At 70.4% G+C, this 17,479-nt stretch carries 15 protein-coding genes and 2 tRNA genes; 12 read left to right on the forward strand and 5 right to left on the reverse strand.

Features of this window, described 5'->3' with window-relative positions:
- Window positions 1-7 precede the first annotated feature (7 nt).
- The 4 genes from BW996_RS16940 to BW996_RS16955 are packed head-to-tail and all read left to right on the forward strand — an operon-like array spanning window position 8 to window position 3,783.
- Window positions 8-1,099, forward strand: a complete 1,092-nt coding sequence (locus BW996_RS16940; RefSeq protein WP_375131865.1) for an ABC transporter permease subunit — start codon at window positions 8-10, stop codon at window positions 1,097-1,099.
- A 19-nt stretch (window positions 1,100-1,118) separates the two neighbouring features.
- On the forward strand, window positions 1,119-1,910 hold the full coding sequence (locus tag BW996_RS16945) for an ABC transporter ATP-binding protein (protein ID WP_037483683.1): 792 nt from the start codon (window positions 1,119-1,121) through the stop codon (window positions 1,908-1,910).
- Window positions 1,911-1,943: 33 nt separating this feature from the next.
- Window positions 1,944-2,681, forward strand: coding sequence for an ABC transporter ATP-binding protein (locus BW996_RS16950; protein ID WP_037483685.1), 738 nt, complete (start codon window positions 1,944-1,946; stop codon window positions 2,679-2,681).
- A gap of 49 nt (window positions 2,682-2,730) precedes the next feature.
- On the forward strand, window positions 2,731-3,783 hold the full coding sequence (locus tag BW996_RS16955) for a histone deacetylase family protein (protein ID WP_076459019.1): 1,053 nt from the start codon (window positions 2,731-2,733) through the stop codon (window positions 3,781-3,783).
- A 26-nt stretch (window positions 3,784-3,809) separates the two neighbouring features.
- Here BW996_RS16955 and ppc read toward each other — a convergent pair whose 3' ends face one another.
- Window positions 3,810-6,677, reverse strand: coding sequence for a phosphoenolpyruvate carboxylase (ppc, locus tag BW996_RS16960; RefSeq protein WP_076459020.1), 2,868 nt, complete (start codon window positions 6,675-6,677; stop codon window positions 3,810-3,812).
- Between the two features lie 154 nt (window positions 6,678-6,831).
- Here ppc and hemC point away from each other — a divergent pair, with 154 nt between their 5' ends.
- The 6 genes from hemC to BW996_RS16990 all read left to right on the forward strand — a co-directional run bounded on the left by hemC (window position 6,832) and on the right by BW996_RS16990 (window position 11,435).
- Window positions 6,832-7,791: a hydroxymethylbilane synthase gene (hemC, locus tag BW996_RS16965; protein WP_245801924.1), complete on the forward strand. Its 960-nt coding sequence runs from the start codon at window positions 6,832-6,834 to the stop codon at window positions 7,789-7,791.
- Complete coding sequence (locus BW996_RS16970) at window positions 7,788-8,594, forward strand: uroporphyrinogen-III synthase (RefSeq protein ID WP_076459022.1); 807 nt, start codon at window positions 7,788-7,790, stop codon at window positions 8,592-8,594. The genes hemC and BW996_RS16970 overlap by 4 nt, the downstream gene beginning before the upstream one ends.
- Window positions 8,595-8,862: 268 nt before the next feature.
- Complete coding sequence (locus BW996_RS16975; protein WP_245801925.1) at window positions 8,863-9,900, forward strand: uroporphyrinogen-III C-methyltransferase; 1,038 nt, start codon at window positions 8,863-8,865, stop codon at window positions 9,898-9,900.
- A 12-nt stretch (window positions 9,901-9,912) separates the two neighbouring features.
- On the forward strand, window positions 9,913-11,160 hold the full coding sequence (locus BW996_RS16980; protein WP_037478718.1) for a heme biosynthesis HemY N-terminal domain-containing protein: 1,248 nt from the start codon (window positions 9,913-9,915) through the stop codon (window positions 11,158-11,160).
- A gap of 85 nt (window positions 11,161-11,245) precedes the next feature.
- Window positions 11,246-11,322 (forward strand) — tRNA-Arg (locus BW996_RS16985).
- Window positions 11,323-11,358: 36 nt separating this feature from the next.
- Window positions 11,359-11,435 (forward strand) — tRNA-Arg (locus tag BW996_RS16990).
- A gap of 72 nt (window positions 11,436-11,507) precedes the next feature.
- Here BW996_RS16990 and BW996_RS16995 read toward each other — a convergent pair.
- From BW996_RS16995 to BW996_RS17010, 4 genes are all read right to left on the reverse strand, one after another.
- Window positions 11,508-11,855 carry a hypothetical protein gene (locus BW996_RS16995; protein WP_037478716.1) on the reverse strand — a complete coding sequence of 116 codons (348 nt, stop codon included), beginning with the start codon at window positions 11,853-11,855 and terminating at the stop codon, window positions 11,508-11,510.
- Window positions 11,852-13,249, reverse strand: coding sequence for a cytochrome P450 (locus tag BW996_RS17000; protein ID WP_037478715.1), 1,398 nt, complete (start codon window positions 13,247-13,249; stop codon window positions 11,852-11,854). The genes BW996_RS16995 and BW996_RS17000 overlap by 4 nt, the downstream gene beginning before the upstream one ends.
- Before the next feature lie 13 nt (window positions 13,250-13,262).
- Window positions 13,263-14,504, reverse strand: coding sequence for a hypothetical protein (locus BW996_RS17005; RefSeq protein ID WP_139330927.1), 1,242 nt, complete (start codon window positions 14,502-14,504; stop codon window positions 13,263-13,265).
- A 129-nt stretch (window positions 14,505-14,633) separates the two neighbouring features.
- Window positions 14,634-14,972, reverse strand: a complete 339-nt coding sequence (locus tag BW996_RS17010; protein ID WP_037478710.1) for a DUF3579 domain-containing protein — start codon at window positions 14,970-14,972, stop codon at window positions 14,634-14,636.
- A gap of 326 nt (window positions 14,973-15,298) precedes the next feature.
- On the opposite strand from BW996_RS17010, the gene BW996_RS17015 reads away from it, so the two are divergent.
- Window positions 15,299-16,510: an aspartate aminotransferase family protein gene (locus BW996_RS17015; RefSeq protein WP_037478708.1), complete on the forward strand. Its 1,212-nt coding sequence runs from the start codon at window positions 15,299-15,301 to the stop codon at window positions 16,508-16,510.
- A complete protein-coding gene (argF, locus tag BW996_RS17020) occupies window positions 16,507-17,469 on the forward strand; it encodes an ornithine carbamoyltransferase (protein WP_037478706.1) in 963 nt (320 codons plus the stop codon). Before BW996_RS17015 ends, argF begins: the two co-directional genes overlap by 4 nt.
- Window positions 17,470-17,479: the final 10 nt, after the last annotated feature.

Genomic DNA, 17,479 nt, shown 5'->3' on the forward strand with positions numbered 1-17,479 from the left:
GACTCACATGCAACACATGGACAAGACCAAGCAGATCGTCGTCTTCCTGCTGGCGGCGGTCGCGCTGCTGGCGCTGCCGCTGGTGGTGGCGCAGTTCGGCCAGGGCTGGGTGCGCATCATGGCGCTGGCGCTGCTGTACGTGATGCTGGCCCTGGGCCTGAACATCGTCGTCGGCTACGCCGGCCTGCTCGACCTGGGCTATGTCGCCTTCTATGCGGTCGGCGCCTACCTGTACGCGCTGGTGGCCTCGCCGCACCTGATGGAGAACTTCGAGTCCATCCGGGCCGCCTATCCTGACGGGATGCATTTCCCGATCTGGGCGGTGGTGCCGATCGCCGCGGCGGTCGCGGCGGTCTGCGGCATGCTGCTGGGCGCACCGACGCTGAAGCTGCGCGGCGACTACCTGGCCATCGTCACGCTGGGCTTCGGCGAGATCATCCGGGTGTTCATGAACAACCTGGAGCATCCGGTCAACATCACCAACGGTCCGCGCGGCATCAGCCAGATCGACCCGATCAGCATCGGCGGCGTGAGCTTCGGCAAGCCGCTGGAGCTGTTCGGTCACAGCTTCCCGTCGGTGACGCTGTACTACTACCTGTTCCTGACGCTGGTGATCTTCACCGTCATCATCTGCCATCGCATCGAGACCTCCCGCATCGGTCGGGCCTGGATGGCGGTGCGCGAGGACGAGATCGCCGCCAAGGCGATGGGCCTGAACACCCGCAACCTGAAGCTGCTGGCCTTCGGCATGGGCGCCACCTTCGGCGGCGTGTCGGGCTCGATGTTCGCGGCCTTCCAGGGCTTCATCTCGCCGGAGTCGTTCACGCTGGCCGAGTCGATCATCATCGTCGCGATGGTGGTGCTGGGCGGCATCGGCCACATTCCTGGCGTGATCCTGGGCGCGGTGATGCTCGCGGCGCTGCCGGAAGTGCTGCGCTACGTCGCCGGCGACATCCAGGCGATGACCGGCGGCCGTCTCGACGCCGCCATCCTGCGCCAGCTGCTGATCGCGCTGGCGATGATCGCGATCATGCTGCTGCGTCCGCGCGGCCTGTGGCCTGCGCCCGAGCATGGCAAGGCCGCCCCGGTCGCCAAGTGATCCCCAGGAGAAGCACTTCATGAGCAACAGCACGCAATCCGAGATCGTCCTCGAGGTCAAGGGCGTCTCCAAGCGCTTCGGTGGCCTGCAGGCCCTCTCCGACGTCGGCATCACCATCCGCAAGGGTCAGGTCTATGGCCTGATCGGTCCGAACGGCGCCGGCAAGACGACCTTCTTCAACGTCATCACCGGCCTGTACACGCCCGATGGCGGCACCTTCCAGCTCGGCGGTGCGCCCTACACGCCCACCGCCGTGCACGAGGTGGCCGCCGCCGGCATCGCCCGCACCTTCCAGAACATCCGGCTCTTCCCCGAGATGACTGCGCTGGAGAACGTGATGGTCGGCCGCCATGTGCGCACCTCGTCGGGCCTGCTCGGCGCCGTCTTCCGCACGCCCAGCTTCAAGGCCGAGGAGGCCGCGATCGCCCGCCGGGCGCAGGAGCTGCTCGACTATGTCGGCATCGGCAAGTACGCCGAGTTCAAGTCGCGCACGCTGAGCTATGGCGACCAGCGTCGCCTGGAGATCGCCCGCGCGCTGGCCACCGATCCGAAGCTGATCGCGCTGGACGAGCCGGCCGCCGGCATGAACGCCACCGAGAAGGTGGTGCTGCGCGAGCTGATCGACCGCATCCGCAAGGACGGCCGCACCATCCTGATCATCGAGCACGACGTCAAGCTGATGATGGGCCTGTGCGACCGGCTGACCGTGCTCGACTACGGCAAGCAGATCGCCGAGGGCACCGCGGCCGAGGTGCAGCGCAACGAGAAGGTGATCGAGGCCTACCTCGGCACCGGCCACAAGGCCCACTGAGCCCGGCTTGATCGCACAGGAAAGCAGACCATCATGTCGAGCAACCACAAGAAGAGCGGGCAGGTCCTGCTCAGCATCGAGAACGTCAAGGTCGCCTACGGCGGCATCCAGGCCGTCAAGGGCGTGAGCCTGGAGGTGCGCGAGGGCGAGCTGGTCTCGCTGATCGGCGCCAACGGCGCGGGCAAGACCACCACGCTGAAGGCGGTCACCGGCCTGCAGCCGATCGGCGACGGCGACGTGAAGTACCTGGGCAAGAGCCTCAAGGGCCAGGGCGCCTGGGACCTGGCCAAGCAGGGCCTGGTGATGATCCCGGAAGGTCGCGGCACCTTCACCCGGATGACCATCACCGAGAACCTGCAGATGGGCGCCTACATCCGCGACGACAAGGCGGGCATCCTGGAGGACATCGACAAGGTCTTCTCCATCTTCCCGCGCCTGAAGGAGCGCCGCGACCAGCTCGCCGGCACGATGTCGGGCGGCGAGCAGCAGATGCTGGCGATGGGCCGTGCGCTCATGGCCAAACCCAAGGTGCTGCTGCTCGACGAGCCCTCGATGGGCCTGTCGCCGATCATGGTCGACAAGATCTTCGAGGTGGTGAACGACATCCACAAGCAGGGCGTGACCATGCTGCTGGTCGAGCAGAACGCCAGCCGCGCGCTGGCGGTGGCCGATCGCGGCTACGTGATGGAATCCGGCCTGATCACCATGACCGGTGCCGGCCGCCAGCTGCTCGAAGACCCGAAGGTCCGCGCCGCCTACCTGGGCGAGTGAACGGCCTGAGCGGCCTGAGCGTCCTGTCCGGCGGGGAGGGCCGGTGCCGATGAAGATCTTCCGCAACGCCCTCTACCGCCGCCACGACGCGCGCCTGGAGATGTACCGCGGCCGCCTCGTGCCCTGCCACGAGACGCCGGCGCGGCTCGACCATGTGCTGGCCGAGCTGGCGCGCCGGCCGGTCGGCACGCTGCTGGAGCCGCTGCCGCAGCCCGATCTGGGCGCCGCGCTGGCGGCGATCCATGCGCCGCGCTACCTCGATTTCCTGGCCGGCGCCTGGGACGAATGGGTCGCGCTCGATCCCGCCAACGCGCAGACCGACATCCTGCCGGCGGTCTGGCCGGTGCGGGGCTTTCGCGCCGACCTGCTGCCCGAGAGCTTCGCCGCGCGCATCGGGCTGTTCTCCTTCGACGCGGGCAGCCCGATCATGGCCGGCACCTGGGCGGCGGCCCGCGAGGGCGCGGCCTGCGCCCGCTCGGCCGCGCTGTCGGTGGCCGGCGGTGAGCGCGCCGCCTTCGCGCTGACCCGCCCGCCTGGCCACCACGCCGGGCCGGACTTCTTCGGCGGCTACTGCTTCCTCAACAACGCCGCGCTGGCGGCGCAGACGCTGCGCGAGCAGGGCGCGGCGCGCGTGGCGGTGCTCGATGTCGATTACCACCACGGCAACGGCACGCAGACGATCTTCTATGGCCGCGATGACGTGCTGACGGTGTCGCTGCACGGCGATCCGCGCACCGAATACCCCTTCTTCCTCGGCCATGCCGACGAGCGCGGCGAGGGCGCCGGCCTGGGCGCGAACCTGAACCTGCCGCTGCCGCGCGGCACGACGGTCGAGACCTGGTTCGAGGCGCTCGAAGCCGGCCTGGCCGCGGTGGCCGCCCACCGCGCCGAGGCGCTGGTGGTGGCGCTGGGCGTCGATACCTTCGAGGGCGATCCGATCTCGGGCTTCCGGCTGCGCGCCGACGACTACCTGCGCCTGGGCGAGCGCCTGGCGCGCGCCGGCCTGCCGGTGGTGCTGACGATGGAGGGCGGCTACGCGGTCGCCGAGGTTGGCATCAACGTCGTCAACGTGCTCGAAGGCTTCGAGGCGGCCGCCGGCTGAGGCCGGCCGCCTTGGGCCTGCCGGCCTCAGCCGGTGTTGCGCAGGCCCGCGGCCACCCCGTTGATCGAGATGTGGATGCCGCGCTGCAGGCGCTCGAGCGTCGCGTCGCCCGCGGTCTTCGCGTCCGCCGGGCGCTGGCGGTAGCGGCGCATCAGCTCGACCTGCAGGTGGTTGAGCGGATCGAGGTACGGGAAGCGGTGCTCGATCGAGCGCGCCAGCGTCGGGTTGGCCGCCAGGCGCTGCGTGTCGCCGGTGATCTGGTTCAGCGCGTCGTTGGTGCGCTGCCATTCGGCCTCGATCGCGGCGAAGATCTTCTTGCCCAGCTTCTTGTCCTCGACCAGATCGAGGTAGCGCGCGGCGATGCGCAGGTCCGACTTGGCCAGCACCATGTCCAGGTTGGACAGCAGCGTGCGGAAGAAAGGCCATTCCTGGTACATGCGCTGCAGCAGCGCCAGGCGCTCGGCCTGGGCCTTGTCGCCCTTGGCGCCGGCCAGGTAGGCGGCGACGGCCGAGCCGAAGCCGCACCAGCCCGGCAGCGCCACGCGGCACTGGCCCCAGCTGAAGCCCCAGGGAATCGCGCGCAGGTCCTCGATCGCGCGGGTGGCCTTGCGCGAGGCCGGGCGCGAGCCGATGTTGAGCTCGGCGATCTCGCGGATCGGCGTGGCGCTGAAGAAGTAGTCGGTGAAGCCCGGGGTCTCGTAGACCAGCGCGCGGTAGGCGGCCATGCTCGCGCCCGAGATCTCGGCGGCCGCGTCCAGGAAGGCCTTCGGCGCGCTCTTGGTCGGGTGCAGCAGCGTGGCCTCCAGCGTCGCGGCCACCAGCGTCTCCAGGTTGCGCAGGCCGATCTCGGGGTTGGCGTACTTCGAGGCGATCACCTCGCCCTGCTCGGTCAGGCGGATCTGGCCGTTGACCGTGCCCGGGGGCTGGGCCAGGATGGCCTGGTAGCTCGGGCCGCCGCCCCGACCCACCGTGCCGCCGCGGCCGTGGAACAGGCGAAGCGTGATGCCGTGCGCGCGGCCGAGCTGCTCGAACAGCTCCACCAGCGCCAGTTCGGCCGCGTACAGCTCCCAGTTGCTGGTGAAGAAGCCGCCGTCCTTGTTGCTGTCGGAGTAGCCCAGCATGATGTCCTGCTCGCGGCCCGAGCGCTCGACCATGCCGGCGATGCCGGGCAGCGCATAGAACTGCGCCATGATCGGCGCGGCGTTGCGCAGGTCGCCGATGGTCTCGAACAGCGGCACGACGATCAGGTCGTTGACCGCGGCGCCGCTGTCGAGCGTGCCGCGCATCAGGCCGACTTCCTTCTGCAGCACCAGCACCTCGAGCAGGTCGCTGACGTCCTCGGTGTGGCTGATGATGTAGTGGCGCAGCGCGTGGCGGCCGAAGCGGCCCAGCATTTCGCGCGCGGTCTCGAAGATGGCCAGCTCGCTGCGGGCGTGGTCCGAATACTCGGCGCCGATCACGCGCAGCGGGCGCGCGTCATCCAGCACCTTGAGCAGCAGCGCGCGCCGGCCGGCCTCGTCCAGGCTTGAATAGTCGGCCTCGATGCGCGCCACGCGCAGCAGCTCGGCCACCACCTCCTCGTGCTTGTCCGAGCTCTGGCGCAGGTCGACCGTGGCCAGGTGGAAGCCGAAGACCTCGACCGCGCGCATCAGCGGCGCCAGGCGCGGCGCGATCAGCGCCTGCGCATGGTGGAACTTCAGCGAGGCCTCGATCACCTGCAGGTCGGCGAGGAACTCGCCGGCCGAGGCGTAGGGGTTCTGCGGCGCGACCGCGTGGCGCAGCGCCTCGGTGCCGGTCAGCGCGTGCAGCGTCGCGGCCAGGCGCGAATAGATGCCGACCAGCGCGCGGCGGTAGGGCTCGTCCTGGCGGTGGGCGTTCTGGTCGGGCGAGCGCTCGGCCAGCGCGACCATCTCGGGCGTGACCGGGCACAGCAGCAGCGACATCGACAGCTCGGCGCCGAGCTGGTGCACCTCGGTCAGGTAGTGGCGCAGCGCCGTCTCGCTCTGGCGCGACAGCGCCAGCTTCAGCGTCTCGGCGGTCACGAAGGGGTTGCCGTCGCGGTCGCCGCCGATCCAGTTGCCCATGCGGAAGAAGTTGGCGATGTCGCGGCCCGGCAGCGCGTGCTCGATCTCGCGGTACATCTTCGGGATCTGGCGCAGGAAGGTCGCGCGGTAGTAGGACAGCGCGTTCTCGATCTCGTCCGAGACGGTCAGCTTGGTGTAGCGCAGCATGCGCGTCTGCCAGAGCTGCGTCACGCGGGCGGCGAGCTGCTCCTCGTTCTCGGCGCGCTCGCGCGTGGTGTGCAGGTGGTCGCGCTGGTTGATCAGCTCGGCCACGGCGCGCTCGGCGTCGAGGATGGACTTGCGCTGCACCTCGGTCGGGTGCGCGGTCAGCACCGGCGAGATGTAGGCGCGCGCGAGCGTGCCGGCGATGTCGTCGGCGCGCACGTCGGCCTCGGCCAGGCGCTCGAAGGTCATCGCCAGCGACCCTTCCTGCAGGTGGCCCTGGCGCTCGTGCACCTCGCGGCGGCGGACGTGGTGGCGGTCCTCGGCGATGTTGGCCAGGTGCGAGAAGTAGCTGAAGGCGCGGATCACGCTGACGGTCTGCTCGACCGACAGGTTCTTCAGCAGCCGGTCGAGCGACTTGCCGGCGCCGGCATCCTGCTTCAGGCGGTAGGCGACCGAGAGCTGGCGGATCTTCTCGACCAGCTCGTAGGCGGCCTTGCCTTCCTGTTCGCGGATGACGTCGCCGAGGATGCGCCCGAGCAGGCGGATGTCCTCGACCAGCGGTCGGTTCTTCTCGGCCGCGTCGGCGGCCGACCCGGTCTCGACGACCGGGGTTTCAGGAGCGGGGGCGGAAGCGGCGTTCTTCTTGGGACGGGCAGCGCGGGGCATTGAAACCTCGATGGCGATGGAGTGGTAACCGGGTTACGCGGCGCATGTTAGCACCCGAAGTGGGGCTTCAGAGCAGCTTTCGGACCAGAACGAGTCCGTTGCCGCTTCGTGAGGCCTGTCACGCGGCCTTCAGCCGATGAAGGACAATCGCGGCATGAACACACTGTCGTCCCCGTGCATCATCGCCACCCGCGAAAGCCGCCTGGCCCTGTGGCAGGCCGAGCATGTCCAGTCCCTGCTGCGCCAGCGCTTCGGCTGGACGGTGGAGCTGCTGGGCATGACGACGAAGGGTGACCAGATCCTGGACCGCGCGCTGTCCAAGGTCGGCGGCAAGGGCCTGTTCGTCAAGGAGCTGGAGGTGGCGCTGGAGGAGGGCCGCGCCCACCTGGCGGTGCATTCGCTCAAGGACGTGCCGATGGAGATGCCCGAGGGCTTCTCGCTGTGCACCGTCATGGAGCGCGAGGATCCGCGCGACGCCTGGGTCTCGCCCCGTTTCGAGTCGGTGCAGGCGCTGCCGCAGGGCGCGCGCGTCGGCACCTCCAGCCTGCGCCGGGTGGTGCAGCTCAAGGCGATCCGGCCGGACCTGGACGTGCAGCCGCTGCGCGGCAACCTCGACACCCGGCTGCGCAAGCTCGACGAGGGCCAGTACGACGGCATCGTGCTGGCGGCGGCGGGCCTGAAGCGCCTGGGCCTGGGCGCGCGCATCCGCGCGGTGATCGATCCGCAGGTGATGCTGCCGGCGGCCGGGCAGGGCGCGCTGGGCCTGGAGGTGCGCACCGATGCGACCGCGCTGCGCGAGGCGCTGGCCTCGCTGACGCACGCGCCGACCTGGCTGGCGGTGCATGCCGAGCGCGCGGTGTCGCGCGCGCTGGGTGGCAGCTGCAGCATGCCGCTGGCGGCCTGGGCGCACTGGCAGGGCGGCACGCTGGTGCTGCAGGCGCGGCTGGGCCATCCGGTCGATGCGGCGCATCCGCTGCATGGGGTGAGCGTCTCGGCCGAAGTCGCCGACACGGCCGCCGCCGAGGCGCTGGGCCTGGAGGCCGCGCGCCAGCTGCGTGCTGCCGGCGGCCAGGTCTGCCTGGACGCGGCTGCCGCGCTGTCGGCCAGCGCATGAGGCGGGCCGCCGCGCTGCCGACGGTGCTCGTCACCCGGCCGCAGCCGCAGGCCGACGAATGGGTCGCGCGGCTGCAGGCGCTTGGCGCGCCGGCGCAGGCCCTGCCGCTGATGCGCATCGTGCGCCGCGAGGGCTTCGATGCGGCGGTGCGCGCGGCCTGGTCGGAGCTGGCGCGGCACCGGCTGGTGATGTTCGTCAGCCCGAATGCGGTGCTGGCCTTTTTCGCCGGGCGGCCCGAGGGCGCCGTCTGGCCGGCGGACACGCTGGCCGGCGCGACCGGCCCCGGCACGATCGCGGCGCTGCGTGCGCAGGGCGTCGAGGCGCGCTCGATCGCCGCGCCGCCCGAGGACGCGGCCAGCTTCGACGCCGAATCGCTGTGGCGCCACGCGCTGGCCGGGCTGGACTGGGCGGAGCAGCAGGTGCTGATCGTGCGTGGCGAGGAAGGCCGCGACTGGCTGGCTGCGACGCTGCGCCAGGCCGGCGCCCGGGTCGAGGCCCTGGCCGCCTACGCACGCGCCGAGCCCGCCTGGACCGCGGCGGAGCGTGCCGCGCTGGCGGCGGTCGGGCGCGATCCGGCCGCGCAGGTCTGGCTGTTCAGCAGCTCGCAGTGCATCGACCACCTGATGGCTGCACCGGTCGAGCCTGCGCTGCGGGCGGCCCTTCGGTCCGTGCCGGTGCTGGCGACTCATCCTCGCATCGCCGAGACCGCTCGCGCGGCCGGCTTTGCCGTCGTCATGCCGGTGCGTCCGCATCCGCTTGAGGTGCGTCAGGCGCTTGACGCCTCGCCGGAGCCGCGAGCGTGATGCGTCGCACGCAGGCGCGGTCCGCTCTATACAATCTTTCCGGAGGGAGGTTCCTCCTCCCGGACCCGCATTGCCCGTGAACGATCAATCCTCTCCTTCCAGCAGTCCGGTTCCGCCGGCCGGCGCCGCCGAGGCACCGGCCGAGGCATCCGCTCCGGCCGTTTCCGCAGCGGCGCCTGTGGCGCCGGCCGCACCGCCGGTGTTCGCGCCTCCGCCCGTGGCCGCACCTGCGAGCCTGCCGGCGTCTGCATCTGCTTCTGCGCCCGCCTTGCCCGGCTGGGTCCTGCCGACCGGCCTGGTGCTGGCGCTGCTGGCTGGCGGCGGCGCCTGGACCAGCTGGCAGACGCAGCAGCGGGTGCACTCGCTCGAGATGGAGCTGGTCAAGCGCCAGCAGGACAGCGGCGAGCAGTCCGCCGAGGCCCGGGTGCTGGCGCGCCAGTCCGACGAGATCGCGCGCGACGCGGCCGCCAAGGTCGCGCTGATGGAGGCGCGTGTCTCCGAGGTCGCGCTGCAGCGCGGCCAGATCGATGACCTGCTGCAGTCGCTGTCGCGCTCGCGCGACGAGAACGCGGTGTCCGACATCGACTCGGCCATCCGACTGGCGATCCAGCAGTCCACGCTGACCGGCTCGGCCGAGCCGCTGATGGTGGCGCTGCGCAGCGCCGACGAGCGGCTGGCGCGCATCAGCCAGCCGCGTCTGGAGCCGCTGCGCCGGGCGATCGCCCGCGACATGGACCGGGTGCGCTCGGTGGCGGTGCCCGACATCGGCTCGCTGCTGATCAAGCTCGACGAGACGGTGCGGCTGGCCGACGAGCTGCCGCTGGTCTCGCAGGCCGCCACCACCGGCCGGGCGGCGGCCCAGCAGGCGCGTGCGGTGCAGGCCGCCGCCCGGGCCTCGGCCGCGCAAGACGGAGCCTCCGGCTCGGCCTGGCCGCAATGGCTGCAGGACTGGAGCCGGCCGGTCGAGCTGGTCTGGTCGGAGATCACCGGCCTGCTGCGGGTGACCCGCATCGATCATCCCGAGGCGATGCTGCTGTCGCCCGACCAGGGCTTCTTCCTGCGCGAGAACCTGAAGCTGCGTCTGCTCAATGCCCGGCTGTCGCTGCTGTCGCGCCAGCCCGAGGCCGCGGTGGCCGACCTGCAGGCCTGCCAGCGCATGCTGGTGACCTATTTCGACATGAGCGCGCGGCGCACCCAGATCGCTGCCGACATGCTGCGCCAGGTCTCCTCGCAGAGCCGGCTGGTCGGCATTCCGCGGCCGGACGACACGCTGGCCGCCACCACGGCCGCGCTGGCCGGACGCTGAAGGAGTCACACGATGCGTCAGGTGGTGTGGCTGCTGATGATGTTCGCCATCGCGGTGCTGGCGGCGAGCACGCTGGGCGCCAATGACGGACTGGTGTCGATCTACTGGGCGCCGTGGCGGGTCGATCTGTCGATCAATGTCTTCGTGCTGCTGCTGCTGGCGGCGGGTTTTGTCGGGCATGTGCTGACGGGGGCGGTCTCGGGCCTGATCGATCTGCCGCAGCGGGCACGCCAGTGGCGCACCCAGCAGCGCGAGGCCGCGGTGCAGCGCGCGATGCGCGAGGCGGTGGCGCAGCTCTTCGCCGGCCGCTACGGCCGCGCGCACAAGGCAGCGCAGCAGGCGCTGGACATCCGCATCCAGGCGCCCGACCTGAAGCTCGATCCGGACCTGCCGGTGCTGGCGCATCTGCTGTCGGCCAGCGCGCTGCACCGGCTGCAGGATCAGGGCCGGCGCGACGAGCAGCTCTCGCGCGCCCAGGCGCTGCTGGCGGATCTGCCCGCGGGCTCCGCGATCGGCGAGGGCGCCCGCATGCTGGCCGCCGAGTGGGCGGTCGACGACCGCGATGCCGATCGGGCGCTCGACCAGCTCGGCCAGCTGCCGGCCGGCGTGGCCCGTCGCACCCATGCGTTGCGGCTGAAGCTGCAGGCCACCCGTCTTGCTCGTCAGCCGCTCGAGGCGCTGAAGACCGCACGCCTGCTGGCCAAGCATCAGGGCTTCACGCCGGCTGCCGCCCAGGGGCTGCTGCGCTCGCTGGCGGTCGAGGCGCTCGACACCGCTCGCGATGCTGACCAGCTGCGTCGCATCTGGCTGCAGCTCGACAGCGCTGATCGGCGTGACCCCTATGTGGCCGCCCGCGCTGCGCGCCGTGCGGCGGCGGTCGAGGCGCCCTCCGATGCCCGGGGCTGGCTCAAGCCTCACTGGGAGCGTCTGGCCGAGCTCGACGAGCGCGACCGCGGCGATGTGCTCGATGCCTTCGTCGAGGTGCTGCCGGGGCTGCCAGCCGACTGGCTGCCCTTGCTCGAGACCGCGGTCGATGCCTCGCCGCGCGATGCGCATCTGGCCTATGTCGCTGGCCGGGCGATGGCCGAGCGCCAGCTCTGGGGACGCGCGCATCGCTTGCTGGAGTCGGCGGCTTCCGCGACCGATGCCGCGCCGGCGCTGCGGCTGAAGGCCTGGCGCGCGCTGGCCGAGATCGCCGAGAGCGAAGGCGACGAGGCCTTGGCGCAGCGCTGCTATCGCGAGGCCGCACGCAGCCTCTGATCCGGGTGCAAAAAATAATTGTCGGAAGTGCTTGCGGAAATTTTCAGGCGCATGCCATAATTCATCTCTCAGCGAAATTTGCTTAGCGGCTGTAGCTCAGTTGGATAGAGTACTTGGCTACGAACCAAGGGGTCGTGGGTTCGAATCCTGCCAGCCGCACCATAAAGACAAATTCGCCGAGATGATCGCAAGATCAATGCGGCTGTAGCTCAGTTGGATAGAGTACTTGGCTACGAACCAAGGGGTCGTGGGTTCGAATCCTGCCAGCCGCACCAAACATCAAGGGACTGCTCAAAAAGCAGTCCCTTTTCTTTTTTCGGATCTTGGCCTGACTGCTGTTTCTCAGCTCAGCGAATGGTCTGCCGATCCAGACCGGCACGCAGCGCCAGATCCACCAGCGGCTGCTCGCGCTTGTTGGCGCGTCGGCAGTGGTCCTTCTGGAACAGGTCGGTGAGGCGGATGACCAGGCGCGCCCAGCGCTTGTGCTCGCGCACCCGCCAGGCGTGCGACGATATCGATTCCCAGGCGTGGCCGCCGAAGACGGTCGCGTTGACAAAATGGTCGAGCGCGCGCACGCCGGCGCGGCCGCGCCGGTTGGGGCCGAACAGGCCGATCCACACCAGCATCAGGTAGCCGATCACCGCCAGCGGCACGATCGCGCACATCAGCAGGATGCCTGCCGCTCGCTCCTTCATCCGGCTGGAGCCTCCGCGCGCCGGTGCAGGCGCAGGCGCACGCCGTTGGCCGAGCGGATCGTCAGCCGGCCGACCGGGCGGGGCTCATGGCCTTCGACGGCCTCCAGCCGCCAGCGGCGCACCAGCTGGGCCAGGATCAGCGTCGCTTCCTGCAGCGCGAAGGCCGCGCCCAGGCAGACGCGCGGCCCCATGCCGAAGGGCAGGTAGCCGGCGCGGCCGTGGCCTGCGCTGCCTTCCTCGTCGCGGGCATGGCGATCGGGATCGAAGGCGTCCGGGTCGCGCCAGCCGTCGCGCTGACGCTGGATCAGCCAGGGCGAGATCACCACCGTGGCGCCGGCCTGGATCTGCTTGCCGCGCATCGGGCAGCCGGTGCGCGCCTGCCGCGCCATGAAGCCCACCGGCGGGAACAGCCGCAGCGTCTCGCGGAAGACGTTGCGGGTCAGCGTCAGGCCCTTCATGTCGGCCACGCCGGGCGCGCGTGCGCCGATCTGTGTGGCGACCTCGTCATGGACGCGCTGCTGGATGTCAGGTGCACGCGCCAGCAGGTGGCAGGCCCAGGTCAGCGCGCTGGCCGAGGTCTCGTGTCCGGCCAGAAAGAGCATCGCGACCTGGTCCACCAGTTCCTCGAAGTCGAAGGCGCGGCCCTGCTCGTCGCGGGCGTCGAGGAAGGCGGCCAGGATGTCGGCCTGCGGATGCTCGGCGCCGGCGCGGCGGGCCTCGAAGCGCGGGCGGATCAGCGTCTCGAGCAGGCCGCGGATCTCGCGTGCGGCGTGGCGTGCGCGCCAGGCGTCCCAGGGCCAGACCAGCCAGCGCAGCCCGAAGATCGACGGCAGGATCAGGCGCGGCACCAGCGCCTGGTAGCGCGCGAAGGCGTCGAACACCCGCCGTGCGTCCTCGCCCTCCATCGGCACCGAGAAGATGGTGCGGAAGATGATGTCGGCGGTGACATGGGTCATCTCGACCTCGATGTCGTGCTCGGTGCCGTCGGCGAGCCGATCCAGCCGCGCCCGCATCGCCTCGGTCGCGGCGGCCATGACCGGAAAGGCCACCTGCAGCCGCGCCTGCGCGAAGGCCGGATCCATCATCGCGCGCTGGCGCTGCCATTGCTCGCCGCTGGTGGTGAAGATGCTTTCGCCCAGCAGCGGCTCGAGCGCCTGGCCGAGCAGTTCGCTCTTCGGGAAGTCCTCGGCCTGCTCGACCATCACCCGCCGCACCAGGCCGGGCTCGTTGATCATGTAGAGGTCCAGGCCGGGCAGGCGGACCTCGCCCATCTGCATCCGGTAGCTGCGCTCGTACAGCGCGTCCAGCCAGGAGTGGCGTGCGCTCAGGAACATCAGCAGGCCGGAGGCCTTGTGCCTGCGTGGGGTCGGGTAGGCGGGGCAGAAGTGCGCCATGGGGCCTCGGGGCTCAGCGTCGCCGCGTCTCGACCAGCTGCTGCTCGAAGCGGCGCGGGCCGTAGAGCATCGCGAACAGATCGAAGTTGCCGGGCCGGTCCGGCGTCATCAGATAGAGGAAATGCGCCTGCAGCTTGTCGCGACGGATCGCGGCCCAGTGCAGCGGGTCGTACATCTGGAAGAAGCTCGCGGCGCGGCGGCGCGGCAGCGGGCCGGCCTGCTCGGCCAGCTCGGTGCCGGCCAGCGGCGCGGTGCTGAAGAAGCACATCGGGTCGATGCGCGCGGTCACGTCCAGCCAGACCAGGTCCGGGTGGCGCGACAGCCGCAGCAGCGCATGGCGAAAGGACTCGGCGCCGGGCAGCAGCGCCAGGCCGGGATAGCATTGGCCGAGCGTCAGCATCGCGGTGCGCCGGCCCGCCTGCAGCGCCTGCCAGCGCGGATCGCGCAGCAGCTGGTCGACCGCCTCGACCATCACCAGCGTGCCCACGCTGTGGCCGGCCAGCACCACCTCGTCGACGGGATCGGTGCTCTGGCGCTCGATCACATGCTCGACCCATTCCTTGACCCGTTCGTCCATGCCGGCGACCTGGCCGCGGCCCATGCACAGGATGAAGTGGTAGATGCGCATCAGCCAGAACAGTCCGGCCTGCGCACCCAGCGAGAGCAGCATGCCGGTCAGGGCCAGGCCCACGCCGGTGGCCACTGCGACCAGACCGGTCTCGCCCAGGGCGGTCAGCGGCAGCGCCGACATCGCGGCGATGACGAAGCCGCCGACCAGCAGCGTCGCCACCAGCCAGAGCAGCGGCAGCAGCGCGGTCAGCAGCGCGGTGGGATGCAGTGCGTGCACCCGGCGCAGGCCGACGTCGCGCATCATCGCCACCTGCACCGCGGCGAACTCGCGCAGCAGCGCCAGCGGCTGGCGGCTCCAGTGGCGTCGGATGATGTCGTCCCAGCCCATGAAGACATGCTCGGTGCGCACCGCGGCATCGTCCGGCGCGGCGGCGGGGGTGGCCGGAGCTGGCCGCCAGTCCACCGTCCAGCGGTGGAAGAGCTCGCCGATGCGCTGGCGCGCGCCGGTGGTGATGCTGCCGCCGCCCGGCTGCGGGCGCTCGCCCTGCTGGCTGAACAGGCGGTGGTAGTGGCTGGCCCCGCGCGGGTCGAAACCGCTGAAGTAGTGGACGCGACGCCGGCGCACCGGTGTGGCGGCGATGGAGCTGGCGCAGGAGGACGGGGAGCGGGCGGACGGGCGGGTCATGGCATGCACCGGACGGCGGTCGCGGCGGATCATCTCGGGACCGGTGCATGATGCGCCGCCTGCTCCGGCCGTGATCGGCGGAACTCGAGCGGCAAAGGCGGGCAAAAGGGCGGCGCGGCGCCCCGGGCGTCAGCCCTTCTTCGGGGCGTCGGGGATCAGGCAGGCTTCCATCACCTGCAGGTCGTTGTCGCGGGCGAAGTTCATCACGAAGTCCCAGGCCATCGGCTCGATGTCCTTCAGCGCCTCGCTGACGACCACGCACTTGGTGCTGCCGATGACGGTCGGGATGCAGTAGGGCGAGTAGCCGATCGCCGAGCCGATGCCGGCAGGGCGTGCGCCGCCGGGGCGAAAGCAGGACATCGCGCCGGCCAGTCGCTCGGCCCAGTCGCTGGGACGGAAGGTGCGGCCGTCGCGGGTGATGCCCTGGATGAAGACTTCGCGGGGTTTGGGTTTCGAGTTGTTCGTCACGGGCTGCTGCCTTGTTCTGCTTGCGGTGACAAGCGCATGCGGCCGCCCGTCAGCCCGCTATTGTGCTGCAGCGCAGCAGCAATCGGCGCAGGACGGAACGGCCGCGGAGTCAGGGCAGATATCGGCCGGCACCGCAGGCGGCACCGGGTCTCTGCGTCTTGTTCTGTGCGGTTCTTGCGCGTCGGCACTGGCGCGCGGGGTGCGAGTATCGCTCAGGCATCTGTCGGCGTGCTGTCGTCGGCTTTCCTTACAATGGGCCGGGCGCCGTCATCGTGCGGCGCTTTTTGCATTTGCCTGCCTGGATTCCTAGCCTGGAGAGTACCTAGATGACCGCCGAGTCCGCGACGATCGCCGAACCCCACGTGATGACGACCTACGGCCGCCTGCCGATCGCGCTGGTGCGAGGCCGAGGCAGCCGCGTCTGGGACTCGACCGGCCGCGAGTACCTCGACGGCCTGGGCGGCATCGCGGTCAACACGCTGGGCCACGCGCACCCGAAGTTCGTCGCGGCCCTGCAGGAGCAGGTCGCGACCCTCATCCACTGCTCGAACTACTACCACATTCCCGGCCAGGAGCAGCTCGCGGCCCGGCTCGTGGAACTGTCGGGCCTGACCAACGCCTTCTTCTGCAGCACCGGCCTGGAGGCCAACGAGGCGGCGCTGAAGCTCGCGCGCAAGTTCGGCCATGACAAGGGCATCGAGCGCCCCGAGGTGATCGTGTTCGAGAAGGCCTTCCACGGTCGCTCGATCGCCACGCTGTCGGCCACCGGCAACCCGAAGGTGCAGGCCGGCTTCGGCCCGCTGGTCGAGGGCTTCGTGCGGGTGCCGTTCAACGACATCGAGGCGATCCGCGCCGCGGTCGAGTCGAACCCGAACATCACCGCGATCTTCCTGGAAACCATCCAGGGCGAGGGCGGCATCCACGCGGCGCGCTGGGACTACCTGCGCGCGGTGCGCGAGCTGTGCGACCAGCACGACCTGCTGCTGATGCTCGACGAGGTGCAGTGCGGCATCGGCCGTACCGGCAAGTGGTTCGCGCACCAGTGGGCCGACATCAAGCCGGACGTGATGCCGCTGGCCAAGGGCCTGGGCTCGGGCGTGCCGATCGGCGCGGTGGTGTGCGGCCCGCGCGCGGCCCACATCTTCAAGCCCGGCAACCACGGCACCACCTTCGGCGGCAATCCGCTGTCGATGCGCGCCGGCATCGAGACGCTGCGCATCATGGAAGAAGAGGGCCTGCTGGAGAACGCCGCAGCCGTCGGCGCGCACCTGAAGGCGGCGCTGGAGCGCGAGCTCGCCGGCGTGGCGGGCGTGGCCGAGATCCGCGGCGCCGGCCTGATGCTGGGCATCGAGCTGGACCGTCCCTGCGGCGTGGTGCTGACGCGCGCGCTCGAGGCCGGCCTGCTGCTGAGCGTGACCGCCGACAGCGTGGTGCGCCTGGTGCCGCCGCTGACGCTGAGCGTGGCCGAGGCCGACGAGATCGTCGCGCTGCTGGTGCCCGTCATCAAGACCTTCCTCGCCGAGTCTGCCGCAGCATGAAACCCGGAAACAGCCTGATGAAGCACTACCTGCAGTTCAAGGACTTCCGCGCCGAGGAGTACGCCTACCTGTTCGAGCGCGCGCGCCTGATCAAGCGCCGCTTCAAGAACTACGAGCGCTACCAGCCGCTGGCCGACCGCACGCTGGCGATGATCTTCGAGAAGGCCAGCACCCGCACCCGCGTGAGCTTCGAGGCCGGCATGTACCAGATGGGCGGCTCGGTGGTGCACCTGACCACCGGCGACAGCCAGCTCGGCCGCTCCGAGCCGATCGAGGACTCGGCGCGCGTCATCAGCCGCATGACCGACCTGGTCATGATCCGCACCTTCGAGCACACCAAGATCGAGGCCTTCGCCGCGCACAGCCGCGTGCCGGTCATCAACGGGCTGACCAACGAGTTCCACCCGTGCCAGATCATGGCCGACCTGTTCACCTACCTGGAGCACCGCGCGCCGGTCGGGGCGAACGGCTATGACCTGGGCTGCCTCAAGGGCAAGGTGGTGGCCTGGGTCGGCGACGGCAACAACATGGCCAACACCTGGCTGCAGGCGGCCGAGATCCTGGGTTTCACGGTGCATGTGAGCACGCCCAGCGGCTACGAAGTGAACCCGCAGGTCGCCGGCATTCGTTCAAGCGACTGCTACAAGGTTTTCGCCGATCCGCACGAGGCCTGTCGCGACGCCGATCTGGTCACGACCGATGTCTGGACCAGCATGGGCTTTGAAGCCGAGAACGAGGCGCGCCGCGCCGCCTTCGCCGACTGGTGCGTCGATGCCGAGATGATGGCGGTGGCCAAGCCGGACGCGCTCTTCATGCACTGCCTGCCCGCGCACCGCGGCGAGGAGGTCACCGCCGAGGTGATCGACGGCCCGCAGTCGGTGGTCTGGGACGAGGCGGAGAACCGCATGCACGTCCAGAAGGCGCTGATGGAGTACCTGCTGCTGGGTCGCATCGGCTGACGCTGGCGCA

It is taken from the genome of Sphaerotilus natans (assembly GCF_900156335.1).
Lineage (GTDB): Bacteria > Pseudomonadota > Gammaproteobacteria > Burkholderiales > Burkholderiaceae_C > Sphaerotilus > Sphaerotilus natans.

Excerpts from the sequence above, each read along its gene's own strand:
- BW996_RS16940 (WP_375131865.1), top strand. The coding sequence starts at position 8 with ATGCAACACATGGACAAGACCAAGCAGATCGTCGTCTTCCTGCTGGCG.
- BW996_RS16945 (WP_037483683.1), top strand. The coding sequence starts at position 1,119 with ATGAGCAACAGCACGCAATCCGAGATCGTCCTCGAGGTCAAGGGCGTC.
- BW996_RS16950 (WP_037483685.1), top strand. The coding sequence starts at position 1,944 with ATGTCGAGCAACCACAAGAAGAGCGGGCAGGTCCTGCTCAGCATCGAG.
- BW996_RS16955 (WP_076459019.1), top strand. The coding sequence starts at position 2,731 with ATGAAGATCTTCCGCAACGCCCTCTACCGCCGCCACGACGCGCGCCTG.
- ppc (WP_076459020.1), bottom strand. The coding sequence starts at position 6,677 with ATGCCCCGCGCTGCCCGTCCCAAGAAGAACGCCGCTTCCGCCCCCGCT.
- hemC (WP_245801924.1), top strand. The coding sequence starts at position 6,832 with ATGAACACACTGTCGTCCCCGTGCATCATCGCCACCCGCGAAAGCCGC.
- BW996_RS16970 (WP_076459022.1), top strand. The coding sequence starts at position 7,788 with ATGAGGCGGGCCGCCGCGCTGCCGACGGTGCTCGTCACCCGGCCGCAG.
- BW996_RS16980 (WP_037478718.1), top strand. The coding sequence starts at position 9,913 with ATGCGTCAGGTGGTGTGGCTGCTGATGATGTTCGCCATCGCGGTGCTG.
- BW996_RS16995 (WP_037478716.1), bottom strand. The coding sequence starts at position 11,855 with ATGAAGGAGCGAGCGGCAGGCATCCTGCTGATGTGCGCGATCGTGCCG.
- BW996_RS17000 (WP_037478715.1), bottom strand. The coding sequence starts at position 13,249 with ATGGCGCACTTCTGCCCCGCCTACCCGACCCCACGCAGGCACAAGGCC.
- BW996_RS17005 (WP_139330927.1), bottom strand. The coding sequence starts at position 14,504 with ATGACCCGCCCGTCCGCCCGCTCCCCGTCCTCCTGCGCCAGCTCCATC.
- BW996_RS17015 (WP_037478708.1), top strand. The coding sequence starts at position 15,299 with ATGACCGCCGAGTCCGCGACGATCGCCGAACCCCACGTGATGACGACC.
- argF (WP_037478706.1), top strand. The coding sequence starts at position 16,507 with ATGAAACCCGGAAACAGCCTGATGAAGCACTACCTGCAGTTCAAGGAC.